The following is a 17,856-nucleotide window of genomic DNA, read 5'->3' as shown; positions in this document are numbered from 1 at the left end:
CACAATATGCTCACCGGAAAACACCTGATCGCTGGCGAATGGATTGGCGCGGACACTGTCTTTGCTTCGCAGCCGGCAGAAGGCCCCGCCCATGACTTTGCGGCAGGAAAGGCATCTCACGTCGACGCCGCCGTCGACGCCGCCGAAGAGGCGTTTGCAACCTACGGCTGGTCCTCGCGCGCCGAACGGGCAGAGCTGTTACGCCGGGTCGCCGACGAAATCGATGCCCGGGGGGATGCAATCACCGAAATTGGCAGCCAGGAAACCGGCCTTCCCGCAGCCCGCCTGCAAGGAGAGCGCGGGCGGACAGTGGGACAGTTGCGCCTGTTCGCCGATTACATCCTTCAGGGTGACTATCTGGACATGTGCCATGACCCAGCTATGCCCGACCGCGCGCCCCTGCCGCGCCCGGACCTGAGGATGATTCAGCGCCCTCTGGGTCCGGTTGCCGTATTCGGGGCGTCCAATTTCCCGCTGGCGTTTTCGGTTGCGGGCGGTGACACTGCCGCGGCGCTGGCCGCCGGATGCCCGGTTGTCGTCAAGGGGCACCCGGCACATCCGGGCACTGGCGAGATCGTCGCACAGGCCATCGACGCCGCCGTCAAGGCTCGCGGGGTCCACCCGGGTGTCTTCTCGCTGGTTCAGGGTGACGCACGTGAAGTCGGCGAACGGCTGGTTCAGCACCCATTGATCCGCGCAGTTGGCTTCACCGGCAGCCTGGCCGGGGGGCGGGCGCTGTTCGATCTGTGCGCGCAACGGGACGAGCCTATTCCGTTCTTCGGTGAACTCGGGTCGGTCAACCCGATGTTTATCCTGCCTCATGCGGCAGCTGCCCGCGCCGCGGAGATCGGTGTGGGCTGGGCCGGTTCGCTCACCATGGGTGCAGGTCAGTTTTGCACAAATCCCGGCATCGCCGTGGTGATCGATGGTCCGGATGCGGACGCGCTGGAAGCCGCCACAGCAAATGCGCTGCAGGAGGTTGCTGCCCAAACCATGCTGACCGACGGAATCGCGAACGCATACCGGCAAGGGTCAGATCGCGTGGCGGCCTGCAACGGTGTTACCCGGATCCTGGGCGAAAGCTGCGAGACACGCTCGGCCAGGCCTTGGCTGTTCAGTGTTTCCGGCAAAGACTGGCAATCGGACCATCGATTGCAGGAAGAGGTGTTTGGCCCGCTCGGCATCATCGTGCGCGTTCAGGACATCAGCGAAATGCGCGATATCGCCCGTACGATCGAAGGCCAGTTGACTTGCACCGTTCACATGGATGCGGGCGACGCGCAGGATGCCGGTTCGCTCCTGCCTCTGCTGGAGCGCAAGGCCGGGCGCATTCTGGCCAACGGGTTCCCCACCGGGGTCGAAGTTTGCGATGCGATGGTCCATGGCGGGCCCTACCCGGCCTCGACCAACTTTGGCGCAACTTCTGTGGGAACGCTTTCGATCCGGCGCTTCCTGCGTCCCGTTTGCTATCAGAATATTCCAGCCGAATTGCTGCCGGAACAGGGATGAGGTCCAGTATGCCGAACGAAGGAACACCAGCGCGACTGGCCGGGAAAACCGCCCTGGTCACAGCGGCAGGCCAAGGCATCGGCCGAGCGTCAGTCGAACTTTTTGCCGCCGAAGGGGCGCAGGTCATTGCATGCGACATCAACTCTGATGCGTTGGCCTCGCTTGATGGAACAGCGGGCGTGACAACGCTGCAACTGGATGTGACGGATGCCAATGCTGTGCAGGCCGCTGTCGCGAATCTGCCGGCACTGGACGTGCTGTTCAATTGCGCGGGCTATGTTGCAAACGGGTCCATTCTGGAATGCGAGGAACGCGACTGGGATTTCAGTTTCGACCTGAACGTCAAGGCCATGTATCGGCTGACCCGGCTGATCTTGCCGAACATGCTGGAAAACGGCGGCGGCTCGATCATCAATATGTCGTCGGTTGCCTCGTCGATCAAGGGCGTGCCGAACCGCTTTGCCTATTGCGCCTCGAAGGCGGCAGTCATTGGCCTCACCAAATCAGTCGCGGCGGATTTCGTCACACAAGGGGTTCGCTGCAACGCGATCTGTCCAGGGACTGTGGACAGCCCCTCTCTGCATGACCGCCTGCGCGAAACCGGCGACTATCAGCAGGCGATGACGGATTTCATCGCGCGCCAGCCCATGGGGCGCATCGGAACCGCTGAAGAGATCGCGGAACTCGCACTCTACCTGGCCAGCGACGCCAGCAAATACACCACCGGACAGCCCTTTGCCATCGATGGCGGCTGGACGATCTGAACGAATGAGGGAAACAGGATGAAACTTCTGCGCTTTGGGCCTGTCGGTCAGGAAAAACCGGGCCTTCTGGATGATACCGGAGTAATTCGGGACCTGTCGGGGGTTGTGGATGACATTGCCGGCGAAACGCTGGGCGATGAAAGCCTGCAAAAACTCCGCGCGCTGGACCCCGCTCAATTGCCGCAAGCCGATGCGAACCCCCGGATCGGTGCCTGTGTCGGGCAGGTCGGCAAGTTCATCTGCATCGGCCTGAACTATGCCGACCACGCTGAAGAAAGCGGTATGGAACTGCCACAGGAGCCGGTCGTCTTTTTCAAGGCAACATCGGCCATTATGGGGCCGAATGACAACGTGGAAATCCCCCGCGGTTCGGTCAAAACCGATTGGGAGGTCGAACTGGGCGTGGTTATCGGCAAAGCCGCAAAATACGTGTCAGAAGCCGAAGCGTTAGACCACGTGGCGGGCTATTGCGTGATCAACGACCTGTCTGAACGCGATTTTCAACTGCATCGCTCGGGCCAGTGGGTCAAGGGCAAGTCGGCGGATACGTTTGGTCCGATTGGCCCGTGGCTGGTGACGCGGGACGAGGTTTCGGACCCGCAAAACATGGCGATGTTTCTAGAGGTGAACGGGCATCGTTATCAGGACGGATCGACCCGGACGATGCATTTCGCCGTTGCGACAGTAGTTTCATACCTTTCCCAGTTCATGTCCCTGCAGCCGGGCGATGTGATCGCCACCGGAACACCGCCGGGTGTCGGGATGGGTCAGACACCGCAGACCTATCTGAAGCCCGGTGACAAAATCGAACTGGGCATCGAACGTCTGGGCGTGCAGAAACAGAACGTCGTTGCTGGCTGATCCGGGCAACCGTGAACTTGACCATGTCCGGGTGCGGCGCTAAGGCCCGGATATGGACAAGCAAAAGAAACCCTCTCGCCAGCAGGTCTATACGCTGCTGGTTCAGATCGGACGGAAAGAAGGTGACGGTCTGCCCGAGGGCGCGACCGGTGCTGCACTGATGTGTTTTGCCAGCGGCGTGGACGAGGCGGAAGCGGTACGGGAAACCGTGGCCATTCTGAAACAGGCCGATACCGCTCCGCTGGATGTTACCGGCTATGGCACACTGGCCGAGCGTGAGGCGCAGGGTCATGACATCGAATCTGACGAACGTGCTCTGATGCAACGGGCGCTGGATGAAAACGCGGTCATCGTCGCGCAGATGACGCCATTTTTCGGCGATCAGGAACAGTCCTAGTTCCGCGCCCCGAACCATTTGCGGTAGATTTCGGAATACGTACCGTCTTCACGCAGGGACAGCAGCGCCTGGTTGACTTCCTCGACCAAAGGCGAGCCGGTCGGAAAGGCGATCCCATAGGTTTCGCGCAGGAAAATTCCGCCTGTCACCGAGGCGATTTTCCGGCCTTCATGCGAAGCGTAATAGGACAGGATCGGTGCATCGAAGACGACCGCGTCCAGTTCCTCTTTCTCGAAGGATGTCAGCATCTCTTCCAGTCCGGGATAGCCGGTAAACTCAATTTCGCGACGGTTCAGAAAGTTGGCGGCGGTCGAGCCCGAGATCGTGCCCACCTGCTTGCCATAGAGGTCGTTGACCGAGTTTACGCTGCCGGTGATCGCGTCCACTGTCATGACCGATGTAATCCGGGCCGTGAAAACGGACACGATGAACAGTGAAGAAACAACCAGAATGACCCCCAGTAAACGGCCAAAAGGCGTGCGGGGCATGCGTTCTTCGAAGCCGCCATTGACCACGAGATTCAACGCCCACCAGAAAGACGGGAACCATGCCTCGTTCAGCTTGCGGTCAAAATAGGGTTGCGCACGTCGTTCGAAACTCCACATCAGCATCCCGCCGCCCAGCAGGATCGCAAAAGCCAGCCCGATCGCTATGAACAGTTCGCGCGACAACAGCGCCTGCAGCAGGGATGGCCGGCGCATTGCTTCGGACGGAACCATGATCTGCAAACCGGATTCGAAAATCGGCTGGCTGAAATCCATACTCGTTTCGCGTGACGCGGTGATCGAGATATTGGCGATCGCAAGATCGGCTGTCCCGTCCTGCACCGAATTCAGCATGTCCCCAAAGGCATCCAACCGGTTGACCGAATACTCCCAACCCAGCGCGCTGGACAGGGCTTCCAGCAAGTCCATGGAAAAACCGCTCTGGTCCCCGTCCTCGACATAGGAAAACGGGGGGCGAGTTACGGTCGAGACCGTAAGCGATTGCGCCTGGCTTTGCTGTGCAAGAACGGCGAAAGTCAGGCAGATCACTGCGAAGAATAGGCGTTTCATCGACAAGATACCTGTTTCGCGGCCCTCTAACTTAGTTTTGGACCGGGCGGCAAGGTGATCGCGGGGTAAAGCGCCATGTTTTCCGGACGTCTCAACCAGACATGCGTGGGCAAAACAGTTGGAAAATTTGCGCCCTGGGGTTGGCAATCGGGCCAATTCGTTGAATCTGTGCACGAACCTGCCCAGCAATACAGACAAGAGGCCCGCGATGACAGACCCGGTACAATTGACGGCAGACCTGATCCGTTGCCCATCGGTCACACCCGAGGAAGGCGGCGCGCTGGTTCTGTTGCAGAAAGTCCTGTCGGACGCGGGCTTTGAATGCACCCGGGCGGATCGCGGCGGGATCAGCAATCTGTTTGCGCGCTGGGGCAGCAAGGGCCATGCGCGCAGCTTCGGCTTCAACGGGCATACCGACGTCGTTCCTGTAGGTGATGAGGCAGCATGGACCATGCCGCCCTTCGGGGCCGAAATACGCGACGGGATCATGTATGGCCGGGGCGCCACGGACATGAAGTCCGGCGTCGCTGCGTTTGCAGCCGCAGCCATTGATTTTGTACGGGACACTCCGCCGGACGGAGCCATCATCCTGACCATCACCGGGGATGAGGAAGCCGATGCGCTGGATGGCACAACCGCATTGCTGGATTACATGGACGCTGCGGACGAACGTATGTCGGTCTGTCTGGTTGGCGAACCCACCTGCCCGAACCGCATGGGTGATATGATCAAGATCGGGCGGCGCGGCTCGATGACCGCTTGGTTCACTGTCAGTGGGGTACAAGGCCATTCGGCCTATCCTCATCGCGCGAAGAACCCGGTGCCCGCCATCGCCCGGCTGATGGATCGGCTGGCCAGCCACGAGCTGGATCAGGGCTCGGATCATTTCGATGCATCGACCCTTGCGGTCGTCACAATCGATACCGGCAATCCGGCCACGAACGTGATTCCTGCGCAATGTCGTGGGGCAGTGAACATCCGCTTCAACGACTTTCATTCCGGGCAAAACCTGAGTGACTGGCTGCACGCCGAAGCGGACCGGGTTGCCGAAGAGTTTGGCGTCACAATCGATACCCGCATCAAAATCTCCGGCGAAAGCTTTCTGACGCCGCCGGGGGCCCTGTCGGATCTGGTTTCGCGCGCGATCGAAGCCGAAACCGGAATCGCTCCCGAGTTGTCCACAACCGGCGGCACATCGGATGCGCGCTTCGTCAAGAACCATTGCCCCGTCGTCGAGTTTGGACTTGTCGGGCGCACCATGCATCAGGTCGACGAATGCGTCGAAGTCGCGCAAATCGAACAGCTCAAGGCGATTTATACGCGCATTCTCGGGGATTACTTCGCCTGATCCATGCAACGCACTTTGATTATCATGATCAAGGAACCACGCCCGGGTCGGGTCAAGACGCGACTGGGTCGGGATATCGGCATGGTTGGTGCAGCGTGGTGGTTTCGGCATCAGGCAAGGGCTCTGATCCGGCGGCTACGCGATCCTCGGTGGCAGATCATGCTGGCGGTTTCACCCGATCGGGAGGGTCTGGCCAGCCGGATCTGGCCCGCCGATTTGCCGCGTGTCGCGCAAGGGCAAGGCGATCTGGGTGTCCGCATGGCCCGGATGCTACGCAGCGCTCCGGACGGGCCCGTCTGCCTGATCGGTGCCGACATACCGGGCATTACCCGAAACCACATCGCAAGCGCCTTTCGCGCCCTGGGGGCGACGCAAATGGTATTTGGACCTGCGACAGATGGCGGGTACTGGCTGGTTGGTGCGCAAGGCGTAGCGGCGCTGCCACCCGGATTGTTCAACAACGTGCGTTGGTCGACGGAACACGCGCTGGCGGACACGCTCGCCTCGATCCCCGATCGCAGCTTCGCGCTGCTGGATTATCTGAACGACGTGGATACCGTCGCAGATCTGCAAACCTGATCCACACGACTGCTTTTTTGGTCATGACGCGGTCGCATCCCCGTGCTAGGCCGAATTCATGACTCGCATCCCCACCAAGCAGGAGGTCCTGGACTGGATCTCGGCGAACCCCACCCTGACCTCGAAACGCGATATCGCCAAGGCCTTTGGCATCAAGGGCGCGGACCGAATTGACCTCAAGCGTATACTCAAGGAGCTAGAGGCCGAGGGTCATCTGGAAAAGCGCAAGCGCAGCTATCGCGATCCAGACCGGTTGCCGCCGGTCAGTGTGTTGCAGGTGAAGGCTCCGAACGCGGATGGCGATCTGTTTGCCCGTCCGCTGGAATGGCATGGCGAAGGCGTTGAACCCATTGTCCTGATCATTGCCCGCGCCAGCGATCCGGCGCTGGGCGAAGGGGACCGCATCCTGGCCCGCCTGACGGTGGTACATGAGGAAGACCACAATTACGAGGCGCGACTGATCCGCCGAATCGGAACCAACCCGCGCAAAATCGTCGGCATCTTCCGCAAAGGGGCCGAGGGCGGGCGGATCGTTCCCATCGACAAGACCGGCCAGACCGAATGGCTGGTTCACGATGGCGCGGTGCTGGGCGCCAAAGACGGCGAACTGGTCGAGGCCGAGCAGGCCGGGCCAAAGAACCGCATGGGCCTGCCCCGTGCGCGGATCGTGGAACGGCTGGGTGATCCGTCTGCGCCCAAGGCCGTGTCGCTGATCGCCATCCATCAGCACGGCATCCCTGATGATTTTCCGGACAAGGTGATTGATGAGGCTGACAAGGCCAAACCCGTCGGCCTGAAAGGGCGCGAAGACCTGCGGGACATGCCGTTGCTGACCATCGACCCGTCGGACGCACGGGACCATGACGACGCCTGCTATGCGCATGCCGACGACGATCCCAAGAACCCCGGCGGCCATGTCATCTGGGTCGCGATTGCAGACGTGGCAGCTTACGTGCAACCAGGTACAGCATTGGATCGCGAGGCACGCAAACGCGGCAACTCCAGTTATTTCCCCGACCGTGTGGTGCCGATGCTGCCGGATCGTTTGTCGGGTGATCTGTGTTCGCTGCACGAAGGTGTTCCGCGCGCCTGTATCGCCGTTCGAATGCAGATCGACGCGGATGGCAACAAGATCGGCCACCGCTTCGTTCGGGCGCTGATGCGCTCGGCCGCTTCGCTGAATTACACCGAAGTGCAGGAGGCCATCGACGGTAATCCCAATGACCGTACCGGACCCCTGTTGGAACCGGTTCTGAAACCGCTCTATGCTGCGTATACCGCGCTGAAAAAGGCGCGCTCGGTACGGCAACCACTGGAACTTGACCTGCCCGAACGCAAGATCGTCCTCAGCGACACCGGCGAGGTGCTGAGCGTGGCCTTCCGCGAACGTCTGGACGCACACAAACTGATCGAGGAGTTCATGATCCTCGCCAATGTCGCCGCCGCCGAGACGCTGATCGCCCAGCGCCAGCCGCTATTGTTCCGGGTGCATGAAGAACCTGCCCCCGAAAAGCTGGAAAGCCTGCGCGAAACGGCTCAGGCCGCGGGCCTCAACCTGGCCAAGGGACAAGTGTTGCAAACACGCCACCTGAACGCGCTGCTAAACGCCGCTGCCGGAACCGAGGATGCAGAACTGATCAACCTCACCACCCTCAGGTCTATGGCGCAGGCGTATTATAACCCTGAGAATTTCGGCCACTTCGGTTTGGCGTTGCGGAACTATGCGCATTTCACTTCGCCCATCCGTCGCTATTCCGACCTGATCGTGCATCGCGGGCTGATCTCGGCCCATGGCTGGGGCAAGGACGGTTTGACCGAGGATGACATCGATCGCCTGGAAGAGACCGCGACCCAGATCTCGGACACCGAACGTCGTTCGATGATGGCGGAACGGGACACAACCGACCGCTATCTTGCCGCCTATCTCAGCGAGCGGGTGGGCAATGAGTTCACCGGTCGCATAAGCGGCATCGCCCGGTTCGGCGCCTTCGTGAAGATGGATGAAACCGGCGCGGACGGGCTGGTGCCGGTGCGCTCACTGGGTCGGGAGTTCTTCCACTTCGACCGCGAGGCCGGAACCCTGATGGGGTCGGACTCCGGCCTGATCATCGCCATAGGTCAGCGTGTCACTGTTCGTCTGATTGAAGCGACGCCTGTGACCGGCGGGCTGGAGCTGGAGTTGTTGTCGATTGACGATCAGGCCCTGCCGCGCGGACGGGGGCCTGCAAAGCGGGCAACCCGGCGCAAGGCGGTCAGTACCAAGCGCAAGAAGGACAAGATCAAGCGCAAGGTCGAACGCAAACGCCGTCAGAGGTGATAAGTCAGCGCCCGCGCGATCAGCCACCCATGACGGGTTTCGTCGATCTGGCCAATGTCATCGAACAACACGGCCCGATTGCCATCGATCCGGTCCTTACCGGGAAAGGCCGAGGTGAAATCGCCCATCAACCGGCTCTGGCAATGCACGAACAGGGCGAAGCTGGCGGATTTGTGGCTACCAAGCCGGACCGTTGATCCCTTGGGCGCCAGGTAGGCAGGCTGGCCCCAGCGCAACGCCTCAGCCAACGGCTGCGCGGCTTCCAGATCGCTTGCGGTCTCAAAGACCAGCTCTCGCAGAATCAGGGCACCCTTTCGAGTGCCCTGGGGCAGTTCCTCGAAAGCCTGTGCAACTGCCGGATTCTCAAAAGGTCTCATACCAGTGGGATCGCCTGTTCCATGCGGTCAATATAGCTGTTCAGCAGTTTATCCTGTTTGATCCGCCGCGTCAGCGGAGTGTTCGCCGGTGTCGCTCGCATCGCCGCGAGAATTGGACCAACACTCATATCCGCCGATGTCGGGTGTTCCGCCAGCAGGAACGGAGATTGCCAAAGAAATGCGGCGATGGATTCCAGATCCCGCTCGATCCGTTCCATCCGTTCAGCAACCGAAAATCGGCCAACCCCCTGCGCCTGCAGTCCTTTCAGAACGGATTTTCGGATGGCATTTGAAACCGGCTTGCGGATCAAAGCCGGTACAGAGGTAAAGAACGTGTTACGCAGGATCGGCCAGACCTCGTCATTGCCCCAGCGGTCCAGAACGATCTGAAAATACAAGTGTTCTTCAGCCATTCGCACCAAAGCCCGCGATTGCGCCTTTTGAATGTCGCTCAGGCCCCGGTCGAATTCGGCGCCCTGCGCCTCCAGCCAGTCCCGGATCAGGTCACTGTCCGGCACCAACCGGTCGGGTGTGCGCAACACCGGAAGCTTGTGGTGCGGCATCTTTCGGGGATCCAGCAGATCCGACCGCTGCCACGACTGGCCGGAGTGCTGCAGCATGAGAGCCGTTTTCACGCAAAAGGGGCTGGCGCTGTATTGGCCAAAGGCGGATGGGAAGGTGAGAAGGGTCAGCATCAAAATCGCTCCTAAGTGGGATGGTCGATGCATAACTCCGACTGATGACAGAAACTGACATCAGGTTTAGGCTAAGTTGCATCATGGCCCGAACCACCCGACTGTTCCAACTGATGCAGGCCCTGCGCTCGGGCCCGTCTCCCAGAACGTCCTCACAACTGGCGCAGGATCTTGGTGTCTCGGCCCGTACGGTTCACCGCGACATCGACACATTGCGCGGCCTTGGCGCGGTCATCGACGGAGAGGCCGGATTTGGGTTCACCCTGATCGAAGACGCGACCCTGCCCCCGCTCGGTTTTACCGATGATGAACTTGAAGCCCTTGTTCTTGGCCTGCGCGAAGTGCAGCAGATCGGGGACCCTGCCCTGTCCGACGCAGCCAGCGCGGCGCTGCGCAAATTGCAGGGCCGCCTGCCACAGCGCCAGTCCCACAGGCTAAGTCATGCGGTGCTGACAGCAACACGTTTTGACCGCCCGGCCACGCCCACGATTCATGTCCCTGATCTGCGGCAGGCCACGTGGGATGAACGCACGGTCGAGTTCGCCTATACCGATGCAAAAGGCGATGCCACCACGCGGCGCGTCAATCCGCTGAGCATCGTCTATATGGATCGGGCCAGTATTCTGCTGAGCTGGTGCCACCTGCGCCGGGATTTCCGGTTTTTCCGCTTGGACCGGATGCAGGACATGAAGATCACGGAAGAAAGCTTTCGCCCCAATCGCGTTCCCTTGCTGCGGCAAGCACTGGCCCGAATCCGAGAAGACCGTGAGGCGCATAGCCGGGAAAACCAGAACGGCGAGTCCTAACAGCCACTTAAGCAACGCGCGGTCACCAAACCGGAAATTAACCACGGGTTTGTACCCCATTCGTTCCTGCACAGGACGACGAGGGGAACAAGTCATGTTGCGTTATGTATATGCTGACGAACTGCATAAATTTCCAAAACTGGCCAAGGGGATGTTTCTGGACCGCGCCGATCAGTTCAAGACCCGGCTGGGGTGGGATGTTGATGTCGACGAAAACGGCGAAGAACGGGATCGGTATGACGATCTGAACCCGCTTTATGTCATCTGGGAAGAACCCGATGGCAGCCATGGCGGTTCGATGCGGATACTGCCGACAACCGGCCCGGTCATGGTAAACGATGTCTTTGGTCATCTGACGGGCGGCAGTCCTATCCGCAGCCCGCTGATCTGGGAGGTTACGCGGTTCTGCCTGTCGCGCAATGCCAGCCCGCACACGGCAGGTGCCATAATGCTGAGCGGTGGCGAAGTGATGGAAGGATTTGGCCTGACCCATATTGCCGGTGTCTTCGACGCAAGGATGATCCGGATCTACCGTCTGATAGGGTCTTCGCCGGTGGTGCTGGGGTCGCAGGGCAAGGGCCGGGATCAGATCTCGGTCGGGCTGTGGCCCTATTCAGCCGAGGACTGCAACCGGGTGGCTGAACGGGCGGGGGTTTCCCGAGACCTGTCCCGGCTGTGGTTTCGTGCAGCGTTCGGGGGCAGTGCGCAACATCGGTTCGCGCTTTCGGCCTGAATTCGTGAAAAGCGGACTCCGCGTCTGGTGGTGACTGACGCGGCCCTGTAGGGTCGCGCCATGTCCTTGCCTCTTGTTACCTTTTCCGATGATCAGGCCGCCGCCTATGACAGCATTTCCGAGATGCTGAAATCGGCGGGCGTTGACCTTGACGATGACGCGCTGCTCAGGCCGCCCGGAGGTGGAAAGACAGAAACGATGGCCGTGATCGGCAAGGCCGGGTCAGGCAAAACACTGCTGTTGGCTGAATTGTTCAAGGCGCTGGCCGAAACCGGTGTTCAGATCGTGTCCGGCGACTTTGAAAGCCGTAAGTCAAAGGACAAGCGCAGCCTTGCCATTCTGGCCCCGACCAACAAGGCGGCCAGCGTTCTGCGCCTGCGCGGGGTTCCCGCAACAACCATCCACCGCATCCTTTACACGCCTGTATACGACCCGGAATATGAGCGTATTGCCGAATGGCTGGCAGGCAATGACGAACGCCCCGAAATCGAGGGGCTGACGGATGAGGCGCTGGATCGGGCAGCGGCATTCTATGCCAACAACAAATCCATCCCCGGGGCGCTAGCCGCTGCCGGGCTCCGGGGTTCGGATTTCATTACCGGGTGGAAACGCCGGGACGAACCGCTCGATATCGGGTTTGTGGACGAAGCCTCGATGCTGGATGACCGGCAGTTCGAGGACCTGAAAGAGATTTTTCCCACCCTGCTGCTGTTCGGAGATCCGGCCCAGCTTGCGCCTGTGAACCAGTCCGGCAGCATGGTATTCGAAGCTCTGCCCGAGCCTCGGAAGCTGACACTACACCGGGTGCACCGGCAGGATGCGGATAACCCGATTCTGGATCTTGCCCATGCCTTGGCGGACCCGGCGATGGGGTTCGAGGATTTCGAAAGGCTGGTCGAGCAGACCGCCCGGCAGGATGACCGCGTCGTCTGGGGGCAGCGGGTCGAGGTTGACCTGATGGCGCGCAGCCCGGTTCTGGTCTGGCGCAACGCCACGCGCATTCGCCTGATCAACGCCTTCCGGCATGTTCACGGCGCCCCCGACACCGAGTTGCTCGAAGGTGAACCCCTGATCTGCGACGGTTTGGAACTGCCGCTGAAACACCGCAAGAAGCGGCTGGATCTGGAAGCGCGCGGCCTAATCAAGGGCGCACAGGTCATCTATCTGGGTCCGGGGCGCAAACCGGGTTTTTCACGTCTGCATGTGATGGGGGCTGAAGACCCACAGGTCAGCGCCGCCTCGATCGTCAAGATCGAGAAACCGGACGAGGAAGAACCGTTTATCCCCTATGCCGCCCGCATGGGGGCAACCTTCCTGCATGGTGCTGCCGTGACGATTCACAAAGCGCAGGGGTCGCAATGGGACACGGTGCAGGTTTTTGCGCCCGATATCTACGCTGCCGCCAGAATGGGTCGTACCGAGGCGGGACAACCCCTGTGGAAGCGCCTGGCTTATGTGGCCATTACCCGCGCGCAGGAACGGCTGATCTGGGTCGTGCGCAACCGCTTGTCCAAGCCGACTCATCCGCTGCGCGTTGATGACCTGCGCACAGCGCCCGCGGCTTCTCTGGTTCTGGAGGCTGAAGACACATGAAGACCATCATCGTAACCGGCGCAAGTTCCGGTATCGGCCGGGCAACCGCCGAGTTGTTTCTGGAAGAAGGCTGGCGCGTCGGCCTTCTGGCGCGCAGTGCCGATGTTCTGACGGCATTGTCAGAGGCTTACGAAAACGCTGTCCCATTGGTTGCCGATGTAACGAACGCGGACGCAGTCGACGCCGCCTTCGATGCCTTCACCAAACAGGCTGGCCGTCTGGACGTGCTGTTCAACAACGCGGGCATCTTCGCGCCTGGCGGAACCATTGACGAGATCGCGCTGGACGACTGGTACAACTCGGTCAACGTGAACCTCAACGGGATGTTCCTGTGTGCCCGGGCGGCCTTTGGCATCATGCGCCATCAGTCGCCGCAAGGCGGGCGTATCATCAACAACGGTTCGATAGCGGCCCATGTCCCGCGTCCCAACTCGGTCCACTACTCGGCGACGAAGCACGCGATCACCGGATTGACCCGCAGCCTGTCATTGGACGGGCGAAGCTTTGGAATTGCCTGCGGCCAGATCGACATCGGCAACGCGCGCACGCAAATAGTGCAGGGCCTGGTCGACACGGCGATGGCAGAAGGCACGACCCCGGACCCGACTATGTCTGTCGAGGATGCGGCACGCTCTGTGTTGCATATGGCTTCGCTGCCGCCCGAGGCGAATGTTCAGTTCATGACGGTGATGGCCACCACGATGCCTTACATCGGCCGGGGCTAAAGGTTTACTTCTCGCGCAGCAATCTGAACGCGGTCGAGGCGCCCCACCCGGCCGAGATCGCGATGACAAGCGACATCAGACCGTACCAGACCGGCTGTTGGCGGGACATGTTGAACAGAAACCGTTCAAGTCCAACCTTGCGCACGTCGATCACCGTCTCGAATTGGGAAACAACCTCTCCGCCGCGTGTCAGCAGAATGCGCGCGACATAGTCGCCCTCGGTCAAGTCTGCAGGCATGTCGATCGAGGTTCTGAACAGGGTCTGCTCATCCACAGCCACGGTGTTTTCTCGGATCGAGTAAAGTCCCTCATGCTCGCGAATTCGAACAACCGCATCCGCAAAGTCCTGCGCGCCGCGAATATGCATCGCGGCACCCACCGACCGGATGGCACGTTCGATCGAAACCCGGTGGCGCAGGTCTTCTACGTCCGACAGGATGGAATTCAGCGGTGAACTGGTTGCAACGGCATAAAAGCTGGGTGCCAGATCGACCAACACGCTGTCGGTGTTCACCCAGATACCCAGCCGCTTTTCTTTTCTTCGCACCGTTACAGGGCTGGATGGCCCGGCAACCGCAACAATCACTTCCAGCGGCGGGCCCGGCGGGATCGGCGCTTCGCGCTTGACCGCCCCGAATATCAGAATTTCGGAACCGTCAAAGTTTGCTGTGATTGCAACCCGGTCCTGGCTGAGGCCAAGAACAACCTGCTCATCCTCTGCATGCGCGGGCAGGCAGATAAGGCACAGAACGGCGATCAGATAACGCATCATGATCAGTGTCCTCCCGCATCGCCCAACGAGTACAACTCGGAGGGTTGAAGCAACAGGTCCAGCGCAAGTTTTCCACATACGGCAAGCACCAGGGCCGCCAGCAGAACACGCAACTGCTCGGCCGGCATGCGCGATCCGATAACAGTGCCGATCTGCGCCCCGATAACGCCACCAACCAGCAGAAGCACCGCCAGGACCACATCAACGGTGTAGTTCGTGGTGGCATGCAGCATTGTTGTAAACGCCGTCACGAAAATGATCTGAAACAGCGATGTTCCCACAACGACCTTGGTCGGCATACCCAGCAGGTAGATCATCGCAGGCACCATGATGAACCCGCCGCCCACGCCCATGATGGCGGACAGCACGCCGACGCACAGACCGACCAGCGCCGGCGGAATGACCGAAATATACAGGCCCGAAGTCCGAAAGCGCATCTTGAGCGGCATGGCGTGAACCCAGCCGCGCTGACGTCGCTTGGGAGGCGAACCTCCGGCCTTCTTCGACTTGCGCAGCGCGTTGAGGCTTTCGATGAACATCAGGCTACCGACGACACCCAGAAACACGACGTAACACAGGGTAACCAGCAAATCGACCTGACCCAGGCTTTTGAGGTAGTTGAACACCACAACGCCCAGCGCCGCGCCGATCAGACCTCCGGTCAGCAACACGGTGCCCATTCGAAAGTCCACGGTCCTTCGCCGGAAATGCGCCAACACGCCAGAGAACGACGACGCCACGATCTGGTTGGCCTCGGTCGCAACTGCCACAGCGGGAGGGATGCCGATGAAGAACAGCAGCGGGGTCATAAGGAACCCGCCGCCAACTCCGAACATGCCGGAAAGAATGCCCACCATTCCGCCCAGACCCAACAGCAGAAAGGCGTTCACGGATACTTCGGCGATTGGAAGATAAATCTGCATGATGTTCTCTAAACGGGCTGGGTGTGTTCGTGTAATGTGACAAAGCCCGTCTTATTGCAATGGGTCTGGCCGCAAGTGCGACGCACCGGCACGGTCTTGGCAGCGTTCTGGGCGAACAATCTCTGTTTATGACCCACCTGCGGCAAAGACAGACCGACCCGCACAACAATCCCGGAGCCAGAGTCCGAGGATTCGGAAAGCGAAAAAAGCCTGTCTGCAGACCGGGTTATGAAAGGGGGCGTTTGCATACCCCTTTAGAGCGGGTGCGACATGCAAAATCAACTCTGCATGCCGCTCTGCAGCGAACAGGACTGAGATACTAGTCCGAACTGGACCTATCAGCGTTCCTTTACGTAGGGTTCGCCCCCGGCGCGTGGCGGCACGGCCTTGCCCACGAACCCGGCAAGGATCACCACGGTCAGGATATAGGGCAACGCGTCCATGACTTGCACCGGTATGACAACCCCACCCAGATCGATGTTCTGGAATCGCAGGGCGATGGCCTGAAGCAGACCGAACAGAAGGCAGGCCCCCATCGCGTGCCAGGGTCTCCATTTCGCAAAGATCAGGGCCGCCAGCGCGATAAAGCCACGCCCGGCCGTCATGTCCTTGACGAACCCCGCCTGAAGCGCGGTGGCCAGATAGGCACCGGCGATCCCGCAAAGCAGGCCGCAGATGGCAACAGCGGCATAGCGAAGCCCCACAACGGAAACACCGGCCGTATCCACCGCCGCGGGGTTTTCACCCACGGCGCGCAGTCGCAGGCCGAACCGGGTGCGGAACAGGATCCACCAAGTGGCAGGCACCATCAGAAAGGCGACGTAGACGAGAATCGAATGGCCAGACAGCAACTCGGAATAAATCGGGCCAATGAACGGAACACCGCTTAGTGCTTCGGCAAAGGGAAATTCGATCGGTCCAAACCGTCCGCCGCCGATCAGTGAAGGTGTTCGCCCCCCCTGCTGGAACCAGCTTTGCGCCACAAGAACGGTCATCCCCGCCGCCAGAAAATTGATCGCCACGCCCGAGATCAACTGATTGCCCCGGAATGTGATCGACGCAACGCCGTGCAGGGCGGACAAAACCAAAGATGCGGCAACACCTGCCAACAAGCCCAGCCAGACCGACCCGGTCACGGCTGCCACGGCGGCGGAAAAGAAAGCCGCCATCAGCATCTTGCCTTCTAGTCCGATGTCAAAGACGCCCGCCCGTTCGGAATAGAGCCCGGCCAGACAGGCCAGCAGCAGCGGTGTTGCAAGGCGGATGGTTGAATCCAGGACCTGGATGATGATCAGGAATGTGTCCATCACTCAGCTCCTTTCCGCATACCCAGGAACAGTTTTTCAAGCGGCATGCGAACCATGTTGTCCAGCGCGCCGGTGAACAGGATCACCAGCGCCTGAATCACAACGATCAACTCGCGCGGAATACTGGTCCAGAACGCCAACTCGGCCCCGCCCTGATACAGGAAGCCAAAAAGAATCGCCGCCAGAAACACCCCGAACGGATGAGAGCGCCCCATGAGCGCCACCGCGATACCGATGAAACCCGCACCCTCGGTCGAGTTCAGAACCAGCCGCTCTGCCTCGCCCATGACGTTGTTGATGGCCATCAGACCCGCCAGCCCGCCCGAGATCAGCATGGCGATGATGGTTATGCGCACGGGTGAGATGCCTGCGTAGACAGCCCCGGTTTCCGAATGACCATAGGCCCGGATTTCATAGCCAAGTCGAGTGCGCCAGATCAGCGCCCAAACCACGAAACAGGCCAGAACGGCCACAAAGAAGGTGATGTTGGCCGGGGCACCTTTGAACAGAACGTTTTCGGCCGTCGAGAACATGGACTGGAACGTAGGCAGATGAACGGCTTCGGGGAACCGGGCGGTCGCCGGATCCTGCGCCCCCGGGGGGCGCATCACATTGACCAGAACATAGTTCAGAACCGCCGCTGCGATAAAATTGAACATGATCGTGGTAATCACGATATGGCTGCCGCGCTTGGCCTGCAGATAGGCCGGGATCGCAGCCCATGCCGCACCGAAAACCATTGACGCGGCGCAGGCGGCCAGAAGGGCAATGCTCCAGTGTGGCCAGGGGACATAGAGGCAGACGATGGCAACCCCAAGGCCGCCCAGCATGGCCTGTCCTTCGCCGCCGATGTTGAACATGCGCGCATGAAAGGCGACGGCCACCGCCAGCCCCGTGAACATGAAGTTCGTCGCGTAATACAGGGTGTAACCCCAGCCATAGGTCGACCCAAGCGCGCCGGAAACCATGAGCTTCACGGCCTCGACTGGGTTTTCACCGATGGCCAGGATGACCAGTGCCGAGAGGATTGCGGCCAATATCAGACTGATCAGCGGGATCAGGACGACATCGGCCCATTTGGGCATTTTTTCCATA

18 protein-coding genes are annotated in these 17,856 nt (G+C 60.5%); 11 read left to right on the top strand and 7 right to left on the bottom strand.

What is annotated here, in order from left to right; genetic code table 11:
• Positions 1-6: 6 nt before the first annotated feature.
• The 4 genes from ACR1XU_RS06065 to ACR1XU_RS06050 are packed head-to-tail and all read left to right on the top strand — an operon-like array spanning position 7 to position 3,531.
• On the top strand, positions 7-1,509 hold the full coding sequence (locus ACR1XU_RS06065) for an aldehyde dehydrogenase (NADP(+)) (protein ID WP_480904163.1): 1,503 nt from the start codon (positions 7-9) through the stop codon (positions 1,507-1,509).
• 8 nt (positions 1,510-1,517) lie between these two features.
• Entirely contained in the window at positions 1,518-2,273 is a 756-nt protein-coding gene (locus tag ACR1XU_RS06060) for an SDR family oxidoreductase (protein WP_480904166.1), read from the top strand.
• A gap of 18 nt (positions 2,274-2,291) precedes the next feature.
• The gene (locus ACR1XU_RS06055; RefSeq protein WP_480904169.1) at positions 2,292-3,134 is read left to right on the top strand and encodes a fumarylacetoacetate hydrolase family protein; all 843 of its coding nucleotides are present in this window, start codon (positions 2,292-2,294) and stop codon (positions 3,132-3,134) included.
• A gap of 52 nt (positions 3,135-3,186) precedes the next feature.
• Positions 3,187-3,531: a hypothetical protein gene (locus ACR1XU_RS06050; RefSeq protein ID WP_480904172.1), complete on the top strand. Its 345-nt coding sequence runs from the start codon at positions 3,187-3,189 to the stop codon at positions 3,529-3,531.
• On the opposite strand, the gene ACR1XU_RS06045 is transcribed toward ACR1XU_RS06050, so the two are convergent.
• Positions 3,528-4,586 carry a transporter substrate-binding domain-containing protein gene (locus ACR1XU_RS06045; RefSeq protein WP_480527030.1) on the bottom strand — a complete coding sequence of 353 codons (1,059 nt, stop codon included), beginning with the start codon at positions 4,584-4,586 and terminating at the stop codon, positions 3,528-3,530. The two genes, ACR1XU_RS06050 and ACR1XU_RS06045, sit on opposite strands and share 4 nt — an antisense overlap.
• A 208-nt stretch (positions 4,587-4,794) precedes the next feature.
• Here ACR1XU_RS06045 and dapE point away from each other — a divergent pair, with 208 nt between their 5' ends.
• From dapE to rnr, 3 genes are read left to right on the top strand one after another with little or no spacing between them, the layout of a single operon-like run.
• Positions 4,795-5,934, top strand: coding sequence for a succinyl-diaminopimelate desuccinylase (gene dapE, locus ACR1XU_RS06040; protein WP_480904173.1), 1,140 nt, complete (start codon positions 4,795-4,797; stop codon positions 5,932-5,934).
• Between the two features lie 3 nt (positions 5,935-5,937).
• The gene (locus tag ACR1XU_RS06035) at positions 5,938-6,513 is read left to right on the top strand and encodes a TIGR04282 family arsenosugar biosynthesis glycosyltransferase (RefSeq protein WP_480904175.1); all 576 of its coding nucleotides are present in this window, start codon (positions 5,938-5,940) and stop codon (positions 6,511-6,513) included.
• 58 nt (positions 6,514-6,571) lie between these two features.
• Positions 6,572-8,830 (top strand): ribonuclease R, encoded by a 2,259-nt coding sequence (gene rnr / locus ACR1XU_RS06030; protein ID WP_480904177.1) that lies wholly within the window; start codon positions 6,572-6,574, stop codon positions 8,828-8,830.
• On the opposite strand, the gene ACR1XU_RS06025 is transcribed toward rnr, so the two are convergent.
• Both ACR1XU_RS06025 and ACR1XU_RS06020 read right to left on the bottom strand, forming a co-directional pair.
• A complete protein-coding gene (locus ACR1XU_RS06025) occupies positions 8,821-9,207 on the bottom strand; it encodes a DUF1801 domain-containing protein (RefSeq protein ID WP_480904180.1) in 387 nt (128 codons plus the stop codon). The two genes, rnr and ACR1XU_RS06025, sit on opposite strands and share 10 nt — an antisense overlap.
• The gene (locus ACR1XU_RS06020; RefSeq protein WP_480904183.1) at positions 9,204-9,902 is read right to left on the bottom strand and encodes a glutathione S-transferase family protein; all 699 of its coding nucleotides are present in this window, start codon (positions 9,900-9,902) and stop codon (positions 9,204-9,206) included. Before ACR1XU_RS06020 ends, ACR1XU_RS06025 begins: the two co-directional genes overlap by 4 nt.
• A gap of 83 nt (positions 9,903-9,985) precedes the next feature.
• On the opposite strand from ACR1XU_RS06020, the gene ACR1XU_RS06015 reads away from it, so the two are divergent.
• From ACR1XU_RS06015 to ACR1XU_RS06000, 4 genes are all read left to right on the top strand, one after another.
• Positions 9,986-10,708, top strand: coding sequence for a helix-turn-helix transcriptional regulator (locus ACR1XU_RS06015; protein ID WP_480904186.1), 723 nt, complete (start codon positions 9,986-9,988; stop codon positions 10,706-10,708).
• Between the two features lie 94 nt (positions 10,709-10,802).
• Complete coding sequence (locus tag ACR1XU_RS06010) at positions 10,803-11,441, top strand: acyl-homoserine-lactone synthase (RefSeq protein ID WP_480813656.1); 639 nt, start codon at positions 10,803-10,805, stop codon at positions 11,439-11,441.
• Positions 11,442-11,501: 60 nt separating this feature from the next.
• Positions 11,502-13,034, top strand: a complete 1,533-nt coding sequence (locus tag ACR1XU_RS06005; RefSeq protein WP_321250349.1) for an ATP-dependent DNA helicase — start codon at positions 11,502-11,504, stop codon at positions 13,032-13,034.
• On the top strand, positions 13,031-13,759 hold the full coding sequence (locus ACR1XU_RS06000) for an SDR family oxidoreductase (RefSeq protein ID WP_480904191.1): 729 nt from the start codon (positions 13,031-13,033) through the stop codon (positions 13,757-13,759). The genes ACR1XU_RS06005 and ACR1XU_RS06000 overlap by 4 nt, the downstream gene beginning before the upstream one ends.
• Before the next feature lie 4 nt (positions 13,760-13,763).
• Here ACR1XU_RS06000 and ACR1XU_RS05995 read toward each other — a convergent pair whose 3' ends face one another.
• The 4 genes from ACR1XU_RS05995 to ACR1XU_RS05980 form a co-directional block, all read right to left on the bottom strand.
• Positions 13,764-14,531, bottom strand: coding sequence for a TIGR02186 family protein (locus tag ACR1XU_RS05995; RefSeq protein ID WP_170825255.1), 768 nt, complete (start codon positions 14,529-14,531; stop codon positions 13,764-13,766).
• Positions 14,532-14,533: 2 nt separating this feature from the next.
• Positions 14,534-15,454, bottom strand: coding sequence for a sulfite exporter TauE/SafE family protein (locus tag ACR1XU_RS05990; RefSeq protein WP_170615663.1), 921 nt, complete (start codon positions 15,452-15,454; stop codon positions 14,534-14,536).
• Between the two features lie 338 nt (positions 15,455-15,792).
• A complete protein-coding gene (locus tag ACR1XU_RS05985) occupies positions 15,793-16,761 on the bottom strand; it encodes an ABC transporter permease (protein ID WP_480490855.1) in 969 nt (322 codons plus the stop codon).
• Positions 16,761-17,855 carry an ABC transporter permease gene (locus ACR1XU_RS05980; RefSeq protein ID WP_480904195.1) on the bottom strand — a complete coding sequence of 365 codons (1,095 nt, stop codon included), beginning with the start codon at positions 17,853-17,855 and terminating at the stop codon, positions 16,761-16,763. Before ACR1XU_RS05980 ends, ACR1XU_RS05985 begins: the two co-directional genes overlap by 1 nt.
• Position 17,856 lies beyond the last annotated feature (1 nt).

This window comes from Ruegeria sp. D1(2025) (assembly GCF_056536425.1).
Note: the sequence above shows the minus strand (reverse complement) of the source record. Positions and strands in the feature narration are given on the sequence as shown.

Excerpts from the sequence above, each read along its gene's own strand:
- ACR1XU_RS06005 (WP_321250349.1), top strand. The coding sequence starts at position 11,502 with ATGTCCTTGCCTCTTGTTACCTTTTCCGATGATCAGGCCGCCGCCTAT.
- ACR1XU_RS05990 (WP_170615663.1), bottom strand. The coding sequence starts at position 15,454 with ATGCAGATTTATCTTCCAATCGCCGAAGTATCCGTGAACGCCTTTCTG.
- ACR1XU_RS05980 (WP_480904195.1), bottom strand. The coding sequence starts at position 17,855 with ATGGAAAAAATGCCCAAATGGGCCGATGTCGTCCTGATCCCGCTGATC.
- ACR1XU_RS06050 (WP_480904172.1), top strand. The coding sequence starts at position 3,187 with ATGGACAAGCAAAAGAAACCCTCTCGCCAGCAGGTCTATACGCTGCTG.
- ACR1XU_RS06000 (WP_480904191.1), top strand. The coding sequence starts at position 13,031 with ATGAAGACCATCATCGTAACCGGCGCAAGTTCCGGTATCGGCCGGGCA.
- ACR1XU_RS06010 (WP_480813656.1), top strand. The coding sequence starts at position 10,803 with ATGTTGCGTTATGTATATGCTGACGAACTGCATAAATTTCCAAAACTG.
- ACR1XU_RS06045 (WP_480527030.1), bottom strand. The coding sequence starts at position 4,586 with ATGAAACGCCTATTCTTCGCAGTGATCTGCCTGACTTTCGCCGTTCTT.
- ACR1XU_RS06020 (WP_480904183.1), bottom strand. The coding sequence starts at position 9,902 with ATGCTGACCCTTCTCACCTTCCCATCCGCCTTTGGCCAATACAGCGCC.
- ACR1XU_RS05985 (WP_480490855.1), bottom strand. The coding sequence starts at position 16,761 with ATGGACACATTCCTGATCATCATCCAGGTCCTGGATTCAACCATCCGC.
- rnr (WP_480904177.1), top strand. The coding sequence starts at position 6,572 with ATGACTCGCATCCCCACCAAGCAGGAGGTCCTGGACTGGATCTCGGCG.
- ACR1XU_RS06015 (WP_480904186.1), top strand. The coding sequence starts at position 9,986 with ATGGCCCGAACCACCCGACTGTTCCAACTGATGCAGGCCCTGCGCTCG.
- ACR1XU_RS06055 (WP_480904169.1), top strand. The coding sequence starts at position 2,292 with ATGAAACTTCTGCGCTTTGGGCCTGTCGGTCAGGAAAAACCGGGCCTT.
- ACR1XU_RS06025 (WP_480904180.1), bottom strand. The coding sequence starts at position 9,207 with ATGAGACCTTTTGAGAATCCGGCAGTTGCACAGGCTTTCGAGGAACTG.
- ACR1XU_RS05995 (WP_170825255.1), bottom strand. The coding sequence starts at position 14,531 with ATGATGCGTTATCTGATCGCCGTTCTGTGCCTTATCTGCCTGCCCGCG.
- dapE (WP_480904173.1), top strand. The coding sequence starts at position 4,795 with ATGACAGACCCGGTACAATTGACGGCAGACCTGATCCGTTGCCCATCG.
- ACR1XU_RS06035 (WP_480904175.1), top strand. The coding sequence starts at position 5,938 with ATGCAACGCACTTTGATTATCATGATCAAGGAACCACGCCCGGGTCGG.
- ACR1XU_RS06060 (WP_480904166.1), top strand. The coding sequence starts at position 1,518 with ATGCCGAACGAAGGAACACCAGCGCGACTGGCCGGGAAAACCGCCCTG.
- ACR1XU_RS06065 (WP_480904163.1), top strand. The coding sequence starts at position 7 with ATGCTCACCGGAAAACACCTGATCGCTGGCGAATGGATTGGCGCGGAC.